Origin of the sequence: Bradyrhizobium sp. IC4059 (genome assembly GCF_020193615.1) — a bacterium.
GTDB lineage: Bacteria > Pseudomonadota > Alphaproteobacteria > Rhizobiales > Xanthobacteraceae > Bradyrhizobium > Bradyrhizobium yuanmingense.
The window spans coordinates 476,269-492,654 of record NZ_JADYVH010000005.1 but is presented as its reverse complement, the minus strand read 5'-3'; the positions used below and the strand labels follow the sequence as shown (position 1 = coordinate 492,654).

Here is a 16,386-nt window from a genome sequence, read left to right as displayed (position 1 = left end):
GAGCAAAGTTTTAACCGTAAATCCTTGACGAGAGGTTGTCGTGGAACAGCCTTGTCCGGAACAGCCTGCGCATCACCGCCGCATCAAAACGAAAATGCCCGCGCAAGGCGCGGGCATTTGGTCTGGAGCGGAGAAGGAAATCAGTTGCGAACGGTGATGCAGGAGATCTCGGCACGCTTCAAGGTGCGGCAGACGGCTTCGGCCTGATCGCGCTCGAGCCCGGCGAAGCGGGCGCGGTAAAGCTTGCGATTGTCCTTGGCGACGACCGCCTCGGTGAACGGGTCCGCCTTGCTGAGCAGGCCGCGGGCCGAGTTGCGGGCCGCATCGATGCGCTGCTGAGCTTCGTTCTCGCTCTCGAGCGCACCGACCTGGACGATCCAGCCGCTGTGGGTGACGGCGGGCTTGGTGGTGGCGCTCATCTGGATCGGGTGCGGCGCCGGGTCGGCCGAGGCGAGCTTCGGAGCGGCGGGAGCCGGTGCGGCGGCGGTTGCCGCCGGCAGCACGCCGAGAATGCCGTTGCCGGTGCCGAAGCCCGCCGGCTGCCGCGGCAGTTCGGTGCGGGCCATCTCGGCCTTCGGCGCGTCCGGCTGGCTCACCGCCTCCGGCTTGTTGATGAGATCTGCCCTGGCGACGACGGCACCTGAGGTTTCCGCGACCTCGGAACGGGGCGGGACGGTGCTGGTGACCGGCGGCGCAACGACCTGGACACCACCCTGGGCCGGAGCCGCGGAGGCTACCTTCACGGCGCCGGCCTTGACCTGAACGGTCTTGACCCGAACCGGCTTCATCGGCTCGGAAGAGCCGGGGATGATGGAGAGCGGCTGGCTCGAGATCACGCCGTTGGTGAGCGGCGCCGGCTCCACCTTGGACTCCGTCGGCCGAGCTTCGGGTTTGGAGTGAGCGGGCGGCATCGCCGCAGTCGCCGCGGCCAGCGTCGACAGACGCGAGGCAAGGCGCGAAGGGGCGGCTTCGGGAGCAGGGGCCGCCGCGGCCTGGACCGGCAGGGCCGGCCGTGCCGGCGTATCCGAGGCATCGGCGACATCGACGTTGGCTTCAGTGCCGTTGCGCTCCGTGACTGCGGCGACGGTGCGGACGGTCGCGCCCTTTTCGATGTTCTCCGCGAGCAGGTTGCGCATGATGGCGTCGCGCGAGCCACCGCTGCGGCCGCCGAGCACCACGCCGATCAGGTGGCGGTTGCCGCGGCGGATCGAGCTGACGAGGTTGAAGCCGGAAGCGCGGGTGTAGCCCGTCTTGATGCCGTCCACGCCTTCGACACTGCCGAGCAGGCGATTGTGGTTGCGGATCGACTGTCCGCGCCAATTGAACGTCGAGGTTGCGAAATAGCGATAGTAGCGGGGGAAGCGCTCCTGAATGGCGCGACCCAGCGTGGCCTGGTCGCGCGCGGTCGTGACCTGCTCGTCGTTGGGCAGGCCGTTGGCATTGCGGTAGACCGTCCTGGACATGCCGAGCGAACGCGCCTTGCGCGTCATCATCCGGGCGAAGTCGTCCTCGTCACCGGCGATCGCTTCCGCAATCACCACGGATGCGTCGTTGGCCGAACGGGTGACTAGGCCCTTGATCGCGTCCTCGACGCGAATGGTCTGGCCGGCACGCAGATTCAGCTTGGTCGGATCCTGGTCGGCGGCGTGCTTGGACACCGGCATTTCGGTGTCGAGCTTCATCTTGCCGGATTCGAGGCGCTCGAACAGCAGATAGAGCGTCATGATCTTGGTCAGCGAGGCCGGGTGGCGGATCGCGTCAGGGCTCGTCGCCTGGAGCACTGCGCCGGAATTGCCGTCGATGATGATGGACGCGAATTTCGAGCTGGAGCTCTCGGACACGTCGTGCTGCACCCGGTGGTGCGCATAATGTCGACGATGGCGCCGCGCCTCGGCTGCGTCGGTGGTGAAGATGACTGCGGTGGTGACCGTAAGAAGCCCGAAAACGCCAACCCGCGCCCAGCGCGAGGCAGACAAGTTTTTACGAAGCATGGAACCCCGTCCCCGTTTCTGACTTGATCACCGGCTCGTGAGGCGAAATTGTGCCCGACGGACCCGGGATCATTACCTGCTCAGGCTGTCCCTCCGCTGGTGTTGACCGCGGGGGACGTTGGACCCGAGCCGCTGTTCTGGCTAAGGTGATGTTCTCAAACGGCTTTTGGCCGCTCGCGGAAGTGACCACGTCCAGGGAATCAAAGTAGGGTGGCCCGGTTTCCAAAAGCTTAAGGAACCCTTGCGGGAAACCCCGGGAGTCTCTGCGATTTGCGCCGGATTTGTGCGACGCACAAGATTCTTGACTTTTTTGTGCGTTGCACTAATTTTGGGCGGAGTCAGGGAGCCGGGGCTTCCCGACGCGAGCCAGGGAAAAGGATTCCGAAATGTTCAAGGTTGAAGACTTCCAGAGCTACGGGAAAGAGCAGTTCGAGCAGTGCGTTGCCTCCGCGACCTCGGTGCAGCACGGCCTCCAGGCGATCGCCAGCGCCTATGGCGACTACACGAAGAAGTCGTTCGAAGACACCAAGTCCTTCGTCGAGAAGCTTTCCGGCGTGAAGTCGCTGGACAAGGCGATGGAAGCGCAGACCGATTTTGCCCGTTCCGCCTATGAGACCTTCGTCGCGGAATCGCAGAAGATCGCCGGCCTCTACAGCGACCTCGCCAAGCAGGCGTTCAAGCCGGTCGAGACCATCGTGTCGAAGTTCACCCCGGCCGCGAACTGACGCACTGGTACGAGCCTGAAAGCAAAAGCCCGGCCGAGTTGGCCGGGCTTTTCATTTGCGGATGCTGATCGGACTATTTCGCGACGCGCAGCTTGGAAATCTGCGTCAGGATGTTCTTGAACGCGTCCGAAGTTTGAGCGGAACTCGTGATCATTTGGAAGTTCCCGTCGGTTGCGCATTTCTCCAATACCTGAGATTTCGCGTCCGCATTGTTGATGTTGACCTGAATTGTAAAGATCGTGATCGGGTTTGCCTTGTCCGCCTTGATATTCTCGCAGAGGATCGCCTGGCGGGCGTCGATCGCGGACTGGGAGGTGCTCCAGCGGTTCTGGGTATTCAAGCCGTCAGACAGCAGCACGATATAATCCTTGTAAACGTAGTTGCTGGCCTTGGCCGGTGCCGCGATCGGCGGGTTGGTCGTGCTGAGGGATTGCCAACCCCAGGCAAGACCAATGGCCTGGTTGGTATTGCCGCTCGGCGACATCGCCGTGATCTGATCCTTGAGCGTCTGCCACTGATTGCTCATCGGAAACACGGTGGCTGGAAGGCAACCCGACCACTGCTCGGCATAGAACTGCGAGGAGGGGCTCCCGCTGCCCGAACCGGGTGCGGAGTTCTTGGTGTCGTAGTCCTGATCACGGTCGTTCACGCAGCCGGTCCAGGTGTTGTGACCCGGTGCTGCCGCAGCCGTTGCTGTGGTCCCGTCGCCGCGCCAGAGATGGCAGATCTTGCCCGAGCCGCTCCCTGTGCAGGTGCAACTCGTGCTCGATCCACAGCTTGCGCTCGCCCCGGTGGCGGTGGTGTAGCAGCCGTTGTAGTAGATGCCGGACTTGCCTGAGATCTTGCTGCCATTGTCTCTGCTCGGACAGATGTAACCGGCATAGGTGCCGGTCGACGGTATCTTGCTGGTGGTGTTGGCGCCGCTCAACGTGGCCGGCCGATCCATGCAGACAAAGCCGTGGGTGGAGTACGAAAAGGGGCAGTTCGATCCGCCGATGGCCGAATTGAAGGCGCTGGACTTGTTGTTGACGAGGATCGGAGGCTCGGCCTCCCATTCAGTCCAGTTGATCCATGAGGCATTGACATTGGTCGTGCCGACGTTGACGTCTTTCGAGAATGGAATGATCGAGATGTAAACGTCGCCCGTCTGCTTGTTGTAGTTGGACAAGGTGGTGATCATGTCCTTGGCCGCGGCTTGCATGGCCGTCATTTTGCCGTTCTGGGCCATCGATCCCGTGTTATCCAGGACCATTGCCACCCGCATGCGCGTATTTCCCCACGCCGCAGTCGAACTGCCATTGTATCCAAGCGTCGGAAAGCCCGCGATCTTCATGAAATCGGTCGGCATGGCGCCCGATCCGGTGACCACGACGTTCGAAATTCCATTGGAATCCTTCGGGGTGTAGGTGGCATGGATGTCTGCGGTCGAGACCAAACCGGGGCGACCCGTATAGAGACCGCTAAAATAGGATTTTGCCTTGGCCTCAACTTCGGACTCCGAGATGATGCCGTTGGTGAGGTCTTTGGAGACCATCAATGCTGCGGAATCGAGCGCAGACTGCAGCGAGGTGCGTGCGTGGACGGCCCGGCTGTAGTCCAGCGCGGCGCCGACAAAACCCAGCACTGGAACGAGCGCAATGGCGAAGATCACTGCGATATTGCCTTGCTCGGCCGCTGCGAAACGGGCGAGTTGTCGACCAAGGCGGCTGACGAGGGGCAGACCAGACATGACGATCCCCGAAATCTGTGTTTTGCCCGATTTCGCGCCATGCCATTGAATGGCAGGTAAATTGGACCGTAGAAAAACGGAGCGTTTTGCGGAAAACCGTCGCAGCCGGGTTAACGGCCGGGTTCCTGGTCAACACGTTCCAAACGTGCCGGGCGGAAATTTTTGTCAAATCGCTCCGGATTGATTAACCTGATCAGGATCGCCCGGATCGGGAATCGGGACTGCTGCGACCGCATGGGCTGAACCCCCGCGTGCTTGCGGCGGGCCGGGGGCAGGGCCATATTGCTGGCGAGCGATCCGGCCTCGACCGCATTTGCCGGGAGCGGCGATCCAAGGCGGCGCGCCTGCGCCAGGCTCCGAAGGGTGGGGTCGCGCGGTGACCGCCATTCGCTTCCGTGGGGAATTTGAACGCCTGTGCCATGCTGCAATTGACTTCCAGCCTCGATCTGTCCGCGCCAGCCGCTGCCGACGCGCCTCGCATGAGCAATGACGACAATCGTTCGGGTACTCCCTCGGGTCCGAGCACGTCGGTCATCACCAAGGTCAAGCCCAAGACCAAGCGGCCGAACCTGTATCGCGTGCTGATCCTGAACGATGACTACACGCCGATGGAGTTCGTCGTTCACGTGCTGGAGAAGTTCTTCAACAAGGACATCGAAGCTGCGACCAAGATCATGCTGCACGTCCATCATCACGGGATCGGCGAGTGCGGTGTGTTCACCTACGAGATCGCCGAGACCAAGGTGACGCAGGTGATGGATTTCGCCCGCAAGCACCAGCACCCGCTGCAGTGCGTGATGGAAAAGAAGTAAGACGGCTTGCGGCGCGTTTGAAGCCGGCTCTTGTACAAGCCGCAGTGTGATTGTCGCGTTGCGGCTGCGCGCGGTGGGCTGCAGCCGGCAGAACTACGGAATTCTGCGCCGGCGCCGATCCCGCCCAAATCGGAACGGGTTTTGCATCGAAAATGCCGCAAGTGTGTCGCCGCCGAGTCGCGGAACCGGTCTTTCGCCGCGGTCTTGTATAACTATATGTGACAAAGGTTGTTGTTGCCTGACCGGGCGATGACGATCATGATGGTGGGGGCCATAGAGGACGCGAATGCCGACTTTTTCCCAAAGCCTTGAACAATCCCTGCATCGTGCGCTGGCGATCGCAAATGAGCGTCATCACCAATACGCGACGCTCGAGCATCTCTTGCTCTCCTTGATCGACGACTCCGATGCAGCCGCCGTCATGCGCGCCTGTAGCGTCGATCTCGACAAGCTCCGTACGAGCCTCGTCAACTACCTTGAGACCGAATTCGAGAACCTGGTGACGGATGGCGCCGACGACGCCAAGCCGACCGCCGGTTTCCAGCGCGTGATCCAGCGCGCGGTGATCCATGTGCAGTCGTCCGGTCGCGAAGAGGTGACCGGCGCCAACGTGTTGATCGCGATCTTCGCCGAACGCGAGAGCCATGCCGCGTATTTCCTGCAGGAGCAGGACATGACGCGTTACGACGCTGTCAACTACATCAGCCACGGCATTGCCAAGCGGCCGGGCGTCTCCGAGGCGCGGCCGGTGCGCGGCGTCGACGAGGAGACCGAGACCAAGGGTAACGAGGACGCCAAGAAGAAGGGCGAGGCGCTCGAGACCTATTGCGTCAACCTCAACAAGAAGGCGCGCGACGGCAAGATCGATCCGGTGATCGGACGCAATTCCGAAATCAACCGCGCGATCCAGGTGCTGTGCCGCCGGCAGAAGAACAACCCGCTGTTCGTCGGTGAAGCCGGCGTCGGCAAGACCGCGATCGCAGAAGGGCTCGCCAAGCGCATCGTCGACAGCGAAGTGCCGGAGGTGCTGGCGGCGGCCACCGTGTTCTCGCTGGACATGGGCACGCTGCTTGCCGGCACGCGCTATCGGGGCGACTTCGAGGAGCGCCTGAAGCAGGTGCTCAAGGAGCTCGAGGCGCATCCCAACGCCATCCTGTTCATCGACGAGATCCACACCGTGATCGGTGCGGGCGCGACGTCGGGCGGGGCGATGGATGCCTCGAACCTGCTCAAGCCCGCGCTCGCCTCGGGCACGATCCGCTGCATGGGCTCGACCACCTACAAGGAATATCGCCAGCACTTCGAGAAGGACCGCGCGCTGGTGCGGCGCTTCCAGAAGATCGACATCAACGAGCCGACGGTCGAGGACGCCATCGCGATCCTCAAGGGCCTCAAGCCGTACTTCGAGGACTATCACCGGCTGAAGTACACCAATGAGGCGATCGAGGCGGCGGTGCAGCTCTCATCGCGCTACATCCACGACCGCAAGCTGCCCGACAAGGCGATCGACGTGATCGACGAGTCCGGCGCGGCGCAGATGCTGGTCGCCGAGAACAAGCGCAAGAAGACCATCGGCATCAAGGAGATCGAGACCACGATCGCCTCGATGGCTCGGATCCCGCCGAAGAGCGTGTCGAAGGACGACGCCGAGGTGCTCAAGCATCTCGAGCAGACCTTGAAGCGCACCGTGTTCGGGCAAGATAAGGCGATCGAATCGCTCGCCGCCTCGATCAAGCTGGCGCGCGCCGGCCTGCGCGAGCCGGAGAAGCCGATCGGCTGCTATCTGTTCTCTGGCCCCACCGGCGTCGGCAAGACGGAGGTCGCCAAGCAACTCGCGGCGACGCTCGGCGTCGAGCTGCTGCGCTTCGACATGTCCGAGTACATGGAGCGGCACACCGTATCGCGCCTGATCGGCGCGCCTCCCGGCTATGTCGGCTTCGACCAGGGCGGCCTGCTCACCGACGGCGTCGACCAGCATCCGCATTGCGTGGTGCTGCTCGACGAAATCGAGAAGGCGCATCCCGACCTCTACAACGTGCTCCTCCAGATCATGGACCACGGCCGGCTCACCGACCACAACGGCAAGCAGGTCAACTTCCGCAACGTGATCCTGATCATGACCACGAATGCCGGCGCGGCGGATCTCGCCAAGCAGGCGTTCGGCTTCACCCGGTCGAAGCGGGAAGGCGACGATCACGAGGCGATCAACCGGCAGTTCGCGCCGGAATTCCGCAACCGTCTCGATGCCATCGTCTCGTTCGGCCATCTCAGCGTCGAGGTGATCGGCACCGTGGTCGAGAAGTTCGTGCTTCAGCTCGAGGCGCAGCTCGGCGACCGCGATGTGACCATCGAGCTGTCCGAGCCGGCGAAGGCCTGGCTGGTCCAGCACGGCTACGACGAGCAGATGGGCGCACGTCCCATGGCGCGCGTGATCCAGGAGCACATCAAGAAGCCGCTGGCCGACGAGGTGCTGTTCGGCAAGCTCAAGGGTGGCGGCCACGTTCGCGTCGTCCTTGTCAAGGACGAGGCCGACGAGACCAAGGAGAAGATCGGCTTCGAATTCGTCGAGGGCCCGGTCACGCCGAAGCAGGAGAAGCTGCCCGGCACCCGCAAGCGCCCGCCGGGCAAATCCAAGCCGGGTGGCCCCGGCGGCTCAAAGGGGCCGACCTCCAAGGGGCCGCTGGTCAAGGTTTGATCGGCAGTGATGAAATCGAAAAGGCCGGCTGCAAAGCCGGCCTTTTTGTTTGCACCGATGTCTGCGCGAGGAGGCCTTACGTTCCGGCCTGCGGTTCGCGCGGTGGCCGCGGCTTTCTCGGTGCGCGCGGTGCTGCGTGCGGGACCGACGGCTGCATCGTCACGATGACCGGATTCGGCTTGTGATCGGTCGCGGCTCCGGTCGCTGCGTCGACGCCCATGCCGACGATACCGCCCAACAGGAGATTGCCCGCAAAACCCGCGGCTCCGCCCGTCTGGACGTCCCGGCTGAGCGGAACGATTTGCGGCTGATAGCCTTCCTTCTGGAAGGTGATCGAGATGTCGGCGTTCCGCTTGACGACCACGGAGCAAGGGGTCGTGCAGGTGGTCGGAACGTCCATTCCGCTGACGACGGCTTCCACGCCTGATGGTGTCGATGAAATGCTGATATTCTCCGTCGTACCGCGCGTGACCGACGCGCAGCCGCCCAGCATGACGCTGAGCGCCACAATTCCAAATGAACGCATGAAATGCCCCTTGTCCCACCGCCACTATGCGCAACCGGGGCGGGAGGGCAATAGGCCATTGCTCCGAATAGTTAAGCCACGCGGAGGTTGTGCACGACTACGCGCGAACCGGGTCGGGTCCGGCTATTCACCCCGCAGGCGCTGATCGTCCTGCACTCGGACGTGCTCGGCACCGCGCGCGCCGGCAGTGGAAAGCCGCAGCATGCTCAGCATCGCGCCGCACAGCGCAAATCCAACGCCGACAAGGAGCGCCAGCCTGGTCCCCTCAAGCGGATACCGTCCGAGCAACAGCGCCACCAGCGCCGCTCCGGTGGTCTGGCCGAGCAGGCGCGCCGTCCCCAGCATGCCGCTGGCGCCGCCGGCGCGCTCGCGCGGGGCGGCTGCGATCATGGTGCGGTTATTGGGGGTCTGGAACAGACCGAAGCCGGCGCCGGCGAGCGCCATCCGCCAGATCACGTCGAGCGGCGTTGGCGTCGCCGGCAGGAAGGCCAGCGCGCCAAGGCCGCAGGCGAATAGCGTGAGCCCAATACCGCCGAGCAGGCCGGCCGGATAATGCTCGACCAGGCGGCCGGCGAGAGGGGCCGCAAACGCCAATGCGATCGGCCATGGCGTGATCAACAGGCCCATATGCACGGCCGAATAGCCGAAGCGGCTCTGGAGATAGAAGGGGATCGCGACGAAGGCCAGCATCTGCCCGCAGAACGATGCGATCGAGGTCGCAATCGACAGCGCGAAAACGGGGATGCGCAGCAGGTCGATTGGCAAGAGTGGCGAGGTCATGTGAGTCTCGCGATAGATCAGCAGCGCACCCGCGGCGATCGCGATGGAAAACTGCACGAGACAGGTGATCGCGGCCTCGCCATGACCGACGTTGTCGACCGCCGCGATGCCGACGCCGAACGTGATCGCCGACAGCCCTGCACTCTGCCAGTCGAAGGAGCGGCTCGCGGGCTTGGTGTGCGGCAGGCTGCGCAGGCCCAGCACCAGTGTCACCACGCCGAGCGGCACGTTGATCGCGAACAACCAGGGCCAGCTTCCGACCGCGAGGATGCCGGCGGCGAGCGTCGGGCCGATCGCAGCCGAGAAGGCGACGACGAGCGCGTTGAGCCCGATGCCGCGGCCGAGCAGGCTGCGCGGATAGGTGAAACGCACCAGCGCCGCGTTGACGCTCATGATGCCGGCCGCGCCAAAGCCCTGGAGGATGCGCGCGATCGTCAGCAGCGGCAGCGTGTGGGCCAGCGCACAGAAGGCCGAGGCCAGCGTGAACAGCGCCAACCCGACCAGATAGACGCGGCGATAGCCGACGATCTCGCCGAGCGAAGCCAGCGGCAGCAGCGAGATCGTGATCGCGAGCTGGTAGCCGCTGACGATCCAGATCGACAAGGCCGGGGTCGCATCGAGATCGGCCGCGATCGTCGGCAGCGCCACATTGACGATGGTGCTGTCGACCACCGCCATGACGATGCCGAGCGCAATGGTCAGCACCGCCTGATTGCGTTGCGGCTGCGGCAGGCCGTCGGCATGCTCAATGGTGACTGTCGACATCGTGAGCGGCGTATCGTTGGCGAATCGGACTCGGCCACATGCCGAGTATTGCGCCAACAGGGCAGGGCCGCGATAGTTCCGGAACCGGCCGCCAGCGCGCCGGCTTACCCAAGCGCGCTTGGTGCAGCTGTCCTACACCGCCGGTGGATTGCGGTCGCTGAAGGTCACGCGCTGGTGCCAGTAGGGATAGGGCAGCGTCACCGTGCTCGCGGCATCGAGCTTTGCGACCTGGTCCTTGGTCAAGGACCAGCCAACCGCGCCGAGATTTTCGCGCAGCTGGGTCTCGTTGCGTGCGCCGATGATCAGCGTCGAGACCGTCGGACGCTGCAGCAGCCAGTTCAGCGCGATCTGCGAGACGCTCTTGCCGGTCTCCTTCGCGATCTCGTCGATCGCATCGACGACACGGTAGACGTGCTCGTCCGAGACGGGCGGTCCGAATTCGGCCGTCTTGGGCAGGCGGCTGACTTCCGGTTTCGGCTGACCGCGGCGGATCTTTCCGGTGAGGCGCCCCCAGCCGAGCGGCGACCAGACCACGGCGCCCAACCCCTGGTCGAGGCCGAGCGGCATCAACTCCCATTCGTAGTCGCGCCCGATCAGGGAATAGTAGGTCTGGTTGGCGACGTAACGCGGAAAACCGTGCTTGTCGGCGACGCCGAGCGACTTCATCAGGTGCCAGCCCGAGAAATTCGAGACGCCGACATAGCGGATCTTGCCGGCGCGCACGAGCACGTCGAGAGTCGAGAGCACCTCTTCGGACGGCGTGAAGGCGTCGAAGCCGTGGAGCTGGAAAAGATCGATATAATCGGTGCCGAGCCGGCTCAACGAACCGTCGATGGCTTTGAGCAGGTGCTCACGCGACGAGCCGATATCGTTGGGACCGTCGCCAAAGCGGAAGGTCGCCTTGGTCGAGATCAGGACCTTGTCCCGGCGACCCTTGATGGCCTCACCGAGCACCCGCTCGGACTCGCCGAGCGAATAGACATTCGCGGTGTCGAACATCGACACGCCGGCCTCGAGGCAGATGTCCAGAAGACGCCGCGCCTCGGTCGCGTCCGTCGTGCCCCATGCCGCAAGGCGGCCGACGCCGCCGAACGTGCCCGTTCCCAGGCTCAAGGCAGGCACCATAAGGCCGGACCGGCCCAAGCGTCGGTATTCCATCGATCTGCTCCTCGGCTGGCCGCTGATGATCGTGGCGGCCTTGGCGGCGGAAGATACTGCAAGCAGGCGCCGTGTCCTATCACCTGCTCACATACCGGCCCTGCTCGGCATGACCTGATCGTGCAGATGACAGCCGACTGGAATGCACCTCAATGCCGCAACTGGCTCTGCCGGAAGTCGCGCGGCGACATCCCGAAATGCTCGCGGAAGACGCGGCCGAAATGCGAGAGGTCGTTGAAGCCCCAGGCGAAGGCGATCTCGCTGATGTGGCGATGGGCGAGCAGAGGCGAGGCGAGATCCCTCCGACATCGGGCGAGGCGTTCGGCAAGGACATGACGCTGGAAGGAGGTGTCCTCGTCTGCGAGAAGATCGTTGACATAGCGCGGCGAGATGCCGAGCGCGGCTGCGGTTTCAGCGACCGAGAGATCGGGATCGGCGAGGTGCGCGCGGATGTGCGCCTTCACTCGGTAGAGCAGGGCCGAGCGGTGGGTCGAGGACGGCAGCGATGACTTGCCGAGCCGCTCGCTCAATGCCATCGCAAGCAGATCAACTGCCTGCTCCGACAGCGCCGTAGCCGTATCCAGAGCCAAGCTATCCGCATTTTGGCAGAGCCGGACAATGAAATCATAGGCGAGCCGCTCGAGCGGTGCGTCGGCGCCAAATGACATTGCTGTCAGCGTCTCGGTGCCGCCGAGCCGCCGCTGCAGCATCTCGCGTGGGACCTTGAAGATGGTCTGCGTAAATCTGTCGTTGAACTTCAGCTCGTACGGGCGCGTCGTGTCGTAGAGCGCGAACTCGCCGGGGTGGATCACGGTCTCGCGGCCGTCCTGTACAACGCCACCGTTGCCGCGATTGCCGAGTGCGACTAAGACGAAACCCTGATCCGAGCGCGCGATGCGCGACGGTGTGCGGAAGACGTGCTGGCGGTCCGAGCAGACCTCGGAGCACACGGCCTTGCCGAGCGAGGCCTGCGTGACCGAGCCATGAAAGGCGCTGCCGAGGTCGGACTTGCAGTCGAGCCCGACGAAGACGTCGCAGACGATGTCCTGCCAGAGCGCGAGCCGCCGGTAGCCGGGACTGCCGTCTGTCGTGAACTGGATTGGCATCAGGACAGCCTCCCTTTCACATCCTGCAAAACCGCATGTTGGCGCAGATCGAGCCTGACCGGAGGCAAATTCCGTACCGGGCGATCCCTTCCAGTCGAGTTTTTGTTCCGCCGTGGTCGAGCGCCTGGCCGCCCAGCTTGGCCAAATAGACTGCATCGGACGTGGCTTGCGATCAACCGGCAATGGAGGCGGCAATGGGCATCGAACATCCGAAATACAAGGTTGCGGTGGTGCAGGCGGCACCGGCCTGGCTCGATCTCGACGCCTCGATCGACAAGTCGATCGCGCTGATCGGGGAGGCCGCGGAAAAGGGCGCCAAGCTGATCGCCTTTCCTGAAGCTTTTATCCCCGGCTACCCCTGGCACATCTGGCTGGACTCCCCGGCCTGGGCGATCGGGCGGGGCTTCGTGCAGCGCTATTTCGACAATTCGCTGTCCTATGACAGCTCGCAGGCCGAACGCCTGCGCGAGGCCGTGCGCAAGGCAAGGCTCACCGCCGTGATCGGCTTGTCCGAGCGCGACGGCGGCAGCCTTTACCTCGCGCAATGGCTGATCGGCCCTGATGGCGAGACCATCGCAAAGCGCCGCAAGCTGCGGCCGACCCATGCCGAGCGCACGGTCTATGGCGAAGGCGACGGCAGCGACCTCGCCGTGCATGCGCGGCCCGACATCGGCCGGCTCGGCGCATTGTGCTGCTGGGAGCATCTGCAGCCGCTGTCGAAATATGCGATGTACGCTCAGAACGAGCAGGTCCATGTCGCGGCCTGGCCGAGCTTCTCGCTCTACGATCCCTTCGCGCCGGCATTAGGGGCCGAGGTCAACAACGCGGCTTCGCGCGTCTATGCGGTGGAAGGCTCCTGCTTCGTGCTCGCGCCTTGCGCCACCGTCTCGCAGGCCATGATCGACGAGCTCTGCGACCGGCCGGACAAGAATGCGCTGTTGCATGCGGGCGGCGGCTTTGCGGCCATCTACGGCCCCGATGGCAGTCAGATCGGGGACAAGCTGGCACCCGATCAGGAAGGCCTGCTGATCGCCGAGATCGATCTCGGCGCCATCGGCGTTGCCAAGAATGCTGCCGATCCCGCCGGACATTATTCGCGGCCCGACGTCACACGGCTGCTGCTCAACAAGAAGCGATACCAGCGGGTCGAGCAGTTCGCGCTGCCGGTCGACACCGTCGAGCCCATGGACATTGCGGCGGCGGCAAGCTGATCGCGGCGATCACGGGGAGGGCATGGCTATGGAATCCGCTATTCCTGCGCATCTCGAAACTCCACGCGCGCGCCACAAGCGCGTGCCGGACGATTACCAGCCGCCATATCCGTCCTTCGTGGCGCGCTACAAACCTTCGGTCAGCCGCGTCGTAATGGCCTATTTCGGTGTCCAGCATGGCGGTGCGGCAACGGCGGCAATGGAGGCGTTGAAAGAACTCGCAGGACTGTTCGCAATGGATGGCGGTCCGTCGCATTGGGACCGGGCAAGTTATACAGATCAGTTTGGGTCTGAGAATGTTGTCACGGTCGCTTATTGGGACGATCTCGCGCGCTTTGATGCCTGGTTCGCGGGGGCTCGCGAGATGTGGACCGGGCGGCAACGCGACGGCATCGGTACCTTCATCGAGGTGCTGCGTCCCGTTGTGGCCCGTCACGAGACGCTGTTCTCCTCGCCCGATCGGCCAGAAGGTATCGCCGTCGTTGCGGAAGGCATGAGCGGCGAGGTGCAGGAGCACGCCTATTGGGGCGGGATGCGCGACCGTATCCCGCTGTCGCAGACTGATGCGATGGCGCCTGGTGGCGCGCCTGAGCTGATTTGCGACGGCCCGCGGCTGAGAGTCGTGGCGCACGATAATCTCTGCCTGATCCGCTCCGGGCAGGACTGGAGCGATACCGCAGCATCCGAGCGAAAGCTCTATCTCGACGACGTCGAACCGGTGCTACGCGAGGGCATGGATTTTCTGCGCGATGATGGCCTCGCGATTGGCTGCTATGCCAACCGCTACATGCAGGTGCTGACGGCCGACGGCAGCGTCAACGAGAAGTCCTACGGGCAGAGCTGGTGGAAGAGCCTCGCCGCGCTCGAACGCTGGGCGGAGTCGCATCCGACCCATGTCAGGATCTTCGGCGCGGCTATGAAATATCTGTCGACGCTCGGGCCGTCAGCCAAGCTGCGGCTCTATCACGAGGTGACGGTGGCGGCCGCCGACGAACAGTTCTTCGAATATCTGAACTGTCACCCGAAGACAGGCATGCTGGCGGCGGTCGAAACTGTCAGCACCTAAGCGACACAATGGCCGAGCAGCTCGGGATGTGCCGCGCAGATGTGATGCGCGCCGGCCTCCCGCAACTCGGCCTCGCTGCCGTAGCCGTAGAGCACGCCGATGGCGATCATCCCGTTGGTCCTGGCGCCGACCACGTCGTGGCTGCGGTCGCCGATCATGATCGCGCTGGTCGCATCGACCTTGGCCTCGTCGAGCGCGTAGCGGAGCAAGTCGCGTTTGTCGACGCGCGTGCCGTCGAGCTCGGAGCCGAACACGCGTTCGAAATACGGCTTCAAGCCGAAATGATCGACAATGCGGCTGGCGTAGACGGCGGGCTTGCTGGTCGCCACGAACATGCGCTGACGTGTCGCTGCGAGCGAAGATAACGTGTCCGTAATTCCGCTGTAAGCCTCGTTCTCGAACAGGCCGATATCGCTAAAGCGCTCGCGATAGAGCTGCAGTGCTCGGTCGGCGAGCTCATCGGCTCCGGTGAGCTTGCGAAGGCTGGCAAGCAGCGGAGGGCCGATGCACCAGGTCAGTTCGTCCTCGCTCGGCACGGGAACGCCGAGCCGTTCCAGCGCATATTGGATCGAGCGGGTGATCCCGGGCTTAGGGTTCGTCAGCGTGCCGTCGAGATCAAAAAAGATTGTCACCATCGGGCATGACCGGTGTTGATACTGCCGTCTGTTGCTAGTTGGCTCTGGTTCCAAGTCAAGGTCCGATTTGTCCGATAGCGTCAATGCCATGCGAATTGCTCGGGTCATTGCTGTGTTGTGCCAGGTCGTCCTGCTGTCGCCGGCGCTCGCGGAGGAGGCGCCGCCCACCGATGCGCCTGCGAAGGCCGCGGAACCCGAGAAGCCGGCGGAGAAACCGAACGACGCGCGCGAGAGCGACACGCGGGAGTCGATCTGCCTGATCGTGGAGGCGGCCGCGCGCGACAATAGCCTGCCGCTGGAATTCTTCGCGCGCGTGATCTGGCAGGAAAGCCGCTTCCAGGCCGATGCGGTCGGGCCCATGACGCGCAGCGGCCAGCATGCGCAGGGGATCGCGCAGTTCATGCCGGGCACTGCCAGCGAGCGCGGTCTGCTCGATCCGTTCAATCCGGTGCAGGCTTTGCCGAAGTCGGCCGAATTCCTGAATGAGCTGCGCAACCAGTTCGGCAATCTCGGCCTTGCCGCGGCCGCCTACAATGCCGGCCCCCGGCGCGTGCAGGAATGGCTCGCCGGCACCGGGCCGATGCCGGAGCAGACCCGCAATTACGTGTATGCCATCACCGGCACCAGCGTCGATGCCTGGGCCAAGGCGGGGAGCACCGGCAAGGGACCACCGAGCTCGCCGACGACGAGCTGCCGTGATCTGATCGCGCTGCTCAAGCGTGCTCCCAATCCATTCGTCGCCGAGCTCGAGCAGCATGTCGAGCTTGCAGCCGCAAAGATCTGGGGCGTGCAGCTCGCGGCCGGCTTCGACCGCAACAGGGCGCTCGCGATGTATTCCCGGGCCGTGACGAAACTGAGCACCGTGATCGGCGAGCGTGATCCGAGCCTGCTCTCCTCGGTGATGCGCAGCCGTGGCACGCGCGCGTTCTATCAGGTCCGCATCGGCGCGGATACGCGCGCCGAGGCTGATGATCTGTGCAACCGCATCCGCAAGGCGGGCGGGGCGTGTTTCGTGCTGAGGAACAGGGGTGTGGCGGGGTAGGATGAGCCGTCATTCCGGGTTCGCGCCAAGTGCAGCGCCCCGGAATGACGGCGGTGAGCCTGGCTGTCATGCATGCCAGCCCCGCCGCGCCTTTCCTTGACGCGCGCACCCGTCTCGCCCGTTATGCGGGCACGATTCCTTACCG

At 64.0% G+C, this 16,386-nt stretch carries 13 protein-coding genes; 6 read left to right on the top strand and 7 right to left on the bottom strand.

Annotation, left to right across the window (positions count from 1 at the left end; all coding sequences use genetic code 11):
• Positions 1-140 precede the first annotated feature (140 nt).
• Complete coding sequence (locus tag I6F12_RS18890; protein ID WP_225156985.1) at positions 141-1,991, bottom strand: D-alanyl-D-alanine carboxypeptidase; 1,851 nt, start codon at positions 1,989-1,991, stop codon at positions 141-143.
• Positions 1,992-2,377: 386 nt separating this feature from the next.
• On the opposite strand from I6F12_RS18890, the gene I6F12_RS18885 reads away from it, so the two are divergent.
• Positions 2,378-2,716 (top strand): phasin family protein, encoded by a 339-nt coding sequence (locus I6F12_RS18885; RefSeq protein ID WP_011087913.1) that lies wholly within the window; start codon positions 2,378-2,380, stop codon positions 2,714-2,716.
• A 73-nt stretch (positions 2,717-2,789) separates the two neighbouring features.
• Here I6F12_RS18885 and I6F12_RS18880 read toward each other — a convergent pair whose 3' ends face one another.
• Positions 2,790-4,445: a TadE/TadG family type IV pilus assembly protein gene (locus I6F12_RS18880; RefSeq protein ID WP_225152419.1), complete on the bottom strand. Its 1,656-nt coding sequence runs from the start codon at positions 4,443-4,445 to the stop codon at positions 2,790-2,792.
• 479 nt (positions 4,446-4,924) lie between these two features.
• Between I6F12_RS18880 and clpS the strand changes: the two genes are divergently transcribed.
• Both clpS and clpA read left to right on the top strand, forming a co-directional pair.
• On the top strand, positions 4,925-5,257 hold the full coding sequence (clpS, locus tag I6F12_RS18875) for an ATP-dependent Clp protease adapter ClpS (protein ID WP_036015195.1): 333 nt from the start codon (positions 4,925-4,927) through the stop codon (positions 5,255-5,257).
• Between the two features lie 286 nt (positions 5,258-5,543).
• Positions 5,544-7,952, top strand: a complete 2,409-nt coding sequence (gene clpA, locus I6F12_RS18870; protein ID WP_036015184.1) for an ATP-dependent Clp protease ATP-binding subunit ClpA — start codon at positions 5,544-5,546, stop codon at positions 7,950-7,952.
• A gap of 76 nt (positions 7,953-8,028) precedes the next feature.
• Here the strand turns inward: clpA and I6F12_RS18865 are convergent, their stop codons facing one another.
• The 4 genes from I6F12_RS18865 to I6F12_RS18850 all read right to left on the bottom strand — a co-directional run bounded on the left by I6F12_RS18865 (position 8,029) and on the right by I6F12_RS18850 (position 12,287).
• Positions 8,029-8,478 carry a PEGA domain-containing protein gene (locus I6F12_RS18865; protein ID WP_036025610.1) on the bottom strand — a complete coding sequence of 150 codons (450 nt, stop codon included), beginning with the start codon at positions 8,476-8,478 and terminating at the stop codon, positions 8,029-8,031.
• Between the two features lie 123 nt (positions 8,479-8,601).
• Positions 8,602-10,023: an MFS transporter gene (locus I6F12_RS18860; protein ID WP_225156984.1), complete on the bottom strand. Its 1,422-nt coding sequence runs from the start codon at positions 10,021-10,023 to the stop codon at positions 8,602-8,604.
• Positions 10,024-10,155: 132 nt separating this feature from the next.
• Positions 10,156-11,181: an aldo/keto reductase gene (locus tag I6F12_RS18855; RefSeq protein ID WP_036015181.1), complete on the bottom strand. Its 1,026-nt coding sequence runs from the start codon at positions 11,179-11,181 to the stop codon at positions 10,156-10,158.
• A 149-nt stretch (positions 11,182-11,330) separates the two neighbouring features.
• The gene (locus I6F12_RS18850) at positions 11,331-12,287 is read right to left on the bottom strand and encodes a helix-turn-helix domain-containing protein (protein ID WP_036015180.1); all 957 of its coding nucleotides are present in this window, start codon (positions 12,285-12,287) and stop codon (positions 11,331-11,333) included.
• A 194-nt stretch (positions 12,288-12,481) separates the two neighbouring features.
• Between I6F12_RS18850 and I6F12_RS18845 the strand changes: the two genes are divergently transcribed.
• A complete protein-coding gene (locus I6F12_RS18845; protein ID WP_225156983.1) occupies positions 12,482-13,498 on the top strand; it encodes a carbon-nitrogen hydrolase family protein in 1,017 nt (338 codons plus the stop codon).
• A gap of 28 nt (positions 13,499-13,526) precedes the next feature.
• Entirely contained in the window at positions 13,527-14,564 is a 1,038-nt protein-coding gene (locus tag I6F12_RS18840) for a phenylacetaldoxime dehydratase family protein (RefSeq protein ID WP_225157016.1), read from the top strand.
• Here the strand turns inward: I6F12_RS18840 and I6F12_RS18835 are convergent.
• The gene (locus tag I6F12_RS18835; RefSeq protein WP_036025601.1) at positions 14,561-15,199 is read right to left on the bottom strand and encodes an HAD family hydrolase; all 639 of its coding nucleotides are present in this window, start codon (positions 15,197-15,199) and stop codon (positions 14,561-14,563) included. The two genes, I6F12_RS18840 and I6F12_RS18835, sit on opposite strands and share 4 nt — an antisense overlap.
• A gap of 88 nt (positions 15,200-15,287) precedes the next feature.
• Here I6F12_RS18835 and I6F12_RS18830 point away from each other — a divergent pair, with 88 nt between their 5' ends.
• Entirely contained in the window at positions 15,288-16,241 is a 954-nt protein-coding gene (locus tag I6F12_RS18830; protein WP_036015176.1) for a lytic transglycosylase domain-containing protein, read from the top strand.
• Positions 16,242-16,386 lie beyond the last annotated feature (145 nt).

Excerpts from the sequence above, each read along its gene's own strand:
- I6F12_RS18840 (WP_225157016.1), top strand. The coding sequence starts at position 13,527 with ATGGAATCCGCTATTCCTGCGCATCTCGAAACTCCACGCGCGCGCCAC.
- I6F12_RS18855 (WP_036015181.1), bottom strand. The coding sequence starts at position 11,181 with ATGGAATACCGACGCTTGGGCCGGTCCGGCCTTATGGTGCCTGCCTTG.
- clpS (WP_036015195.1), top strand. The coding sequence starts at position 4,925 with ATGAGCAATGACGACAATCGTTCGGGTACTCCCTCGGGTCCGAGCACG.
- I6F12_RS18845 (WP_225156983.1), top strand. The coding sequence starts at position 12,482 with ATGGGCATCGAACATCCGAAATACAAGGTTGCGGTGGTGCAGGCGGCA.
- I6F12_RS18865 (WP_036025610.1), bottom strand. The coding sequence starts at position 8,478 with ATGCGTTCATTTGGAATTGTGGCGCTCAGCGTCATGCTGGGCGGCTGC.
- I6F12_RS18830 (WP_036015176.1), top strand. The coding sequence starts at position 15,288 with ATGCGAATTGCTCGGGTCATTGCTGTGTTGTGCCAGGTCGTCCTGCTG.
- I6F12_RS18850 (WP_036015180.1), bottom strand. The coding sequence starts at position 12,287 with ATGCCAATCCAGTTCACGACAGACGGCAGTCCCGGCTACCGGCGGCTC.
- I6F12_RS18860 (WP_225156984.1), bottom strand. The coding sequence starts at position 10,023 with ATGTCGACAGTCACCATTGAGCATGCCGACGGCCTGCCGCAGCCGCAA.
- I6F12_RS18890 (WP_225156985.1), bottom strand. The coding sequence starts at position 1,991 with ATGCTTCGTAAAAACTTGTCTGCCTCGCGCTGGGCGCGGGTTGGCGTT.
- clpA (WP_036015184.1), top strand. The coding sequence starts at position 5,544 with ATGCCGACTTTTTCCCAAAGCCTTGAACAATCCCTGCATCGTGCGCTG.
- I6F12_RS18885 (WP_011087913.1), top strand. The coding sequence starts at position 2,378 with ATGTTCAAGGTTGAAGACTTCCAGAGCTACGGGAAAGAGCAGTTCGAG.
- I6F12_RS18880 (WP_225152419.1), bottom strand. The coding sequence starts at position 4,445 with ATGTCTGGTCTGCCCCTCGTCAGCCGCCTTGGTCGACAACTCGCCCGT.
- I6F12_RS18835 (WP_036025601.1), bottom strand. The coding sequence starts at position 15,199 with ATGGTGACAATCTTTTTTGATCTCGACGGCACGCTGACGAACCCTAAG.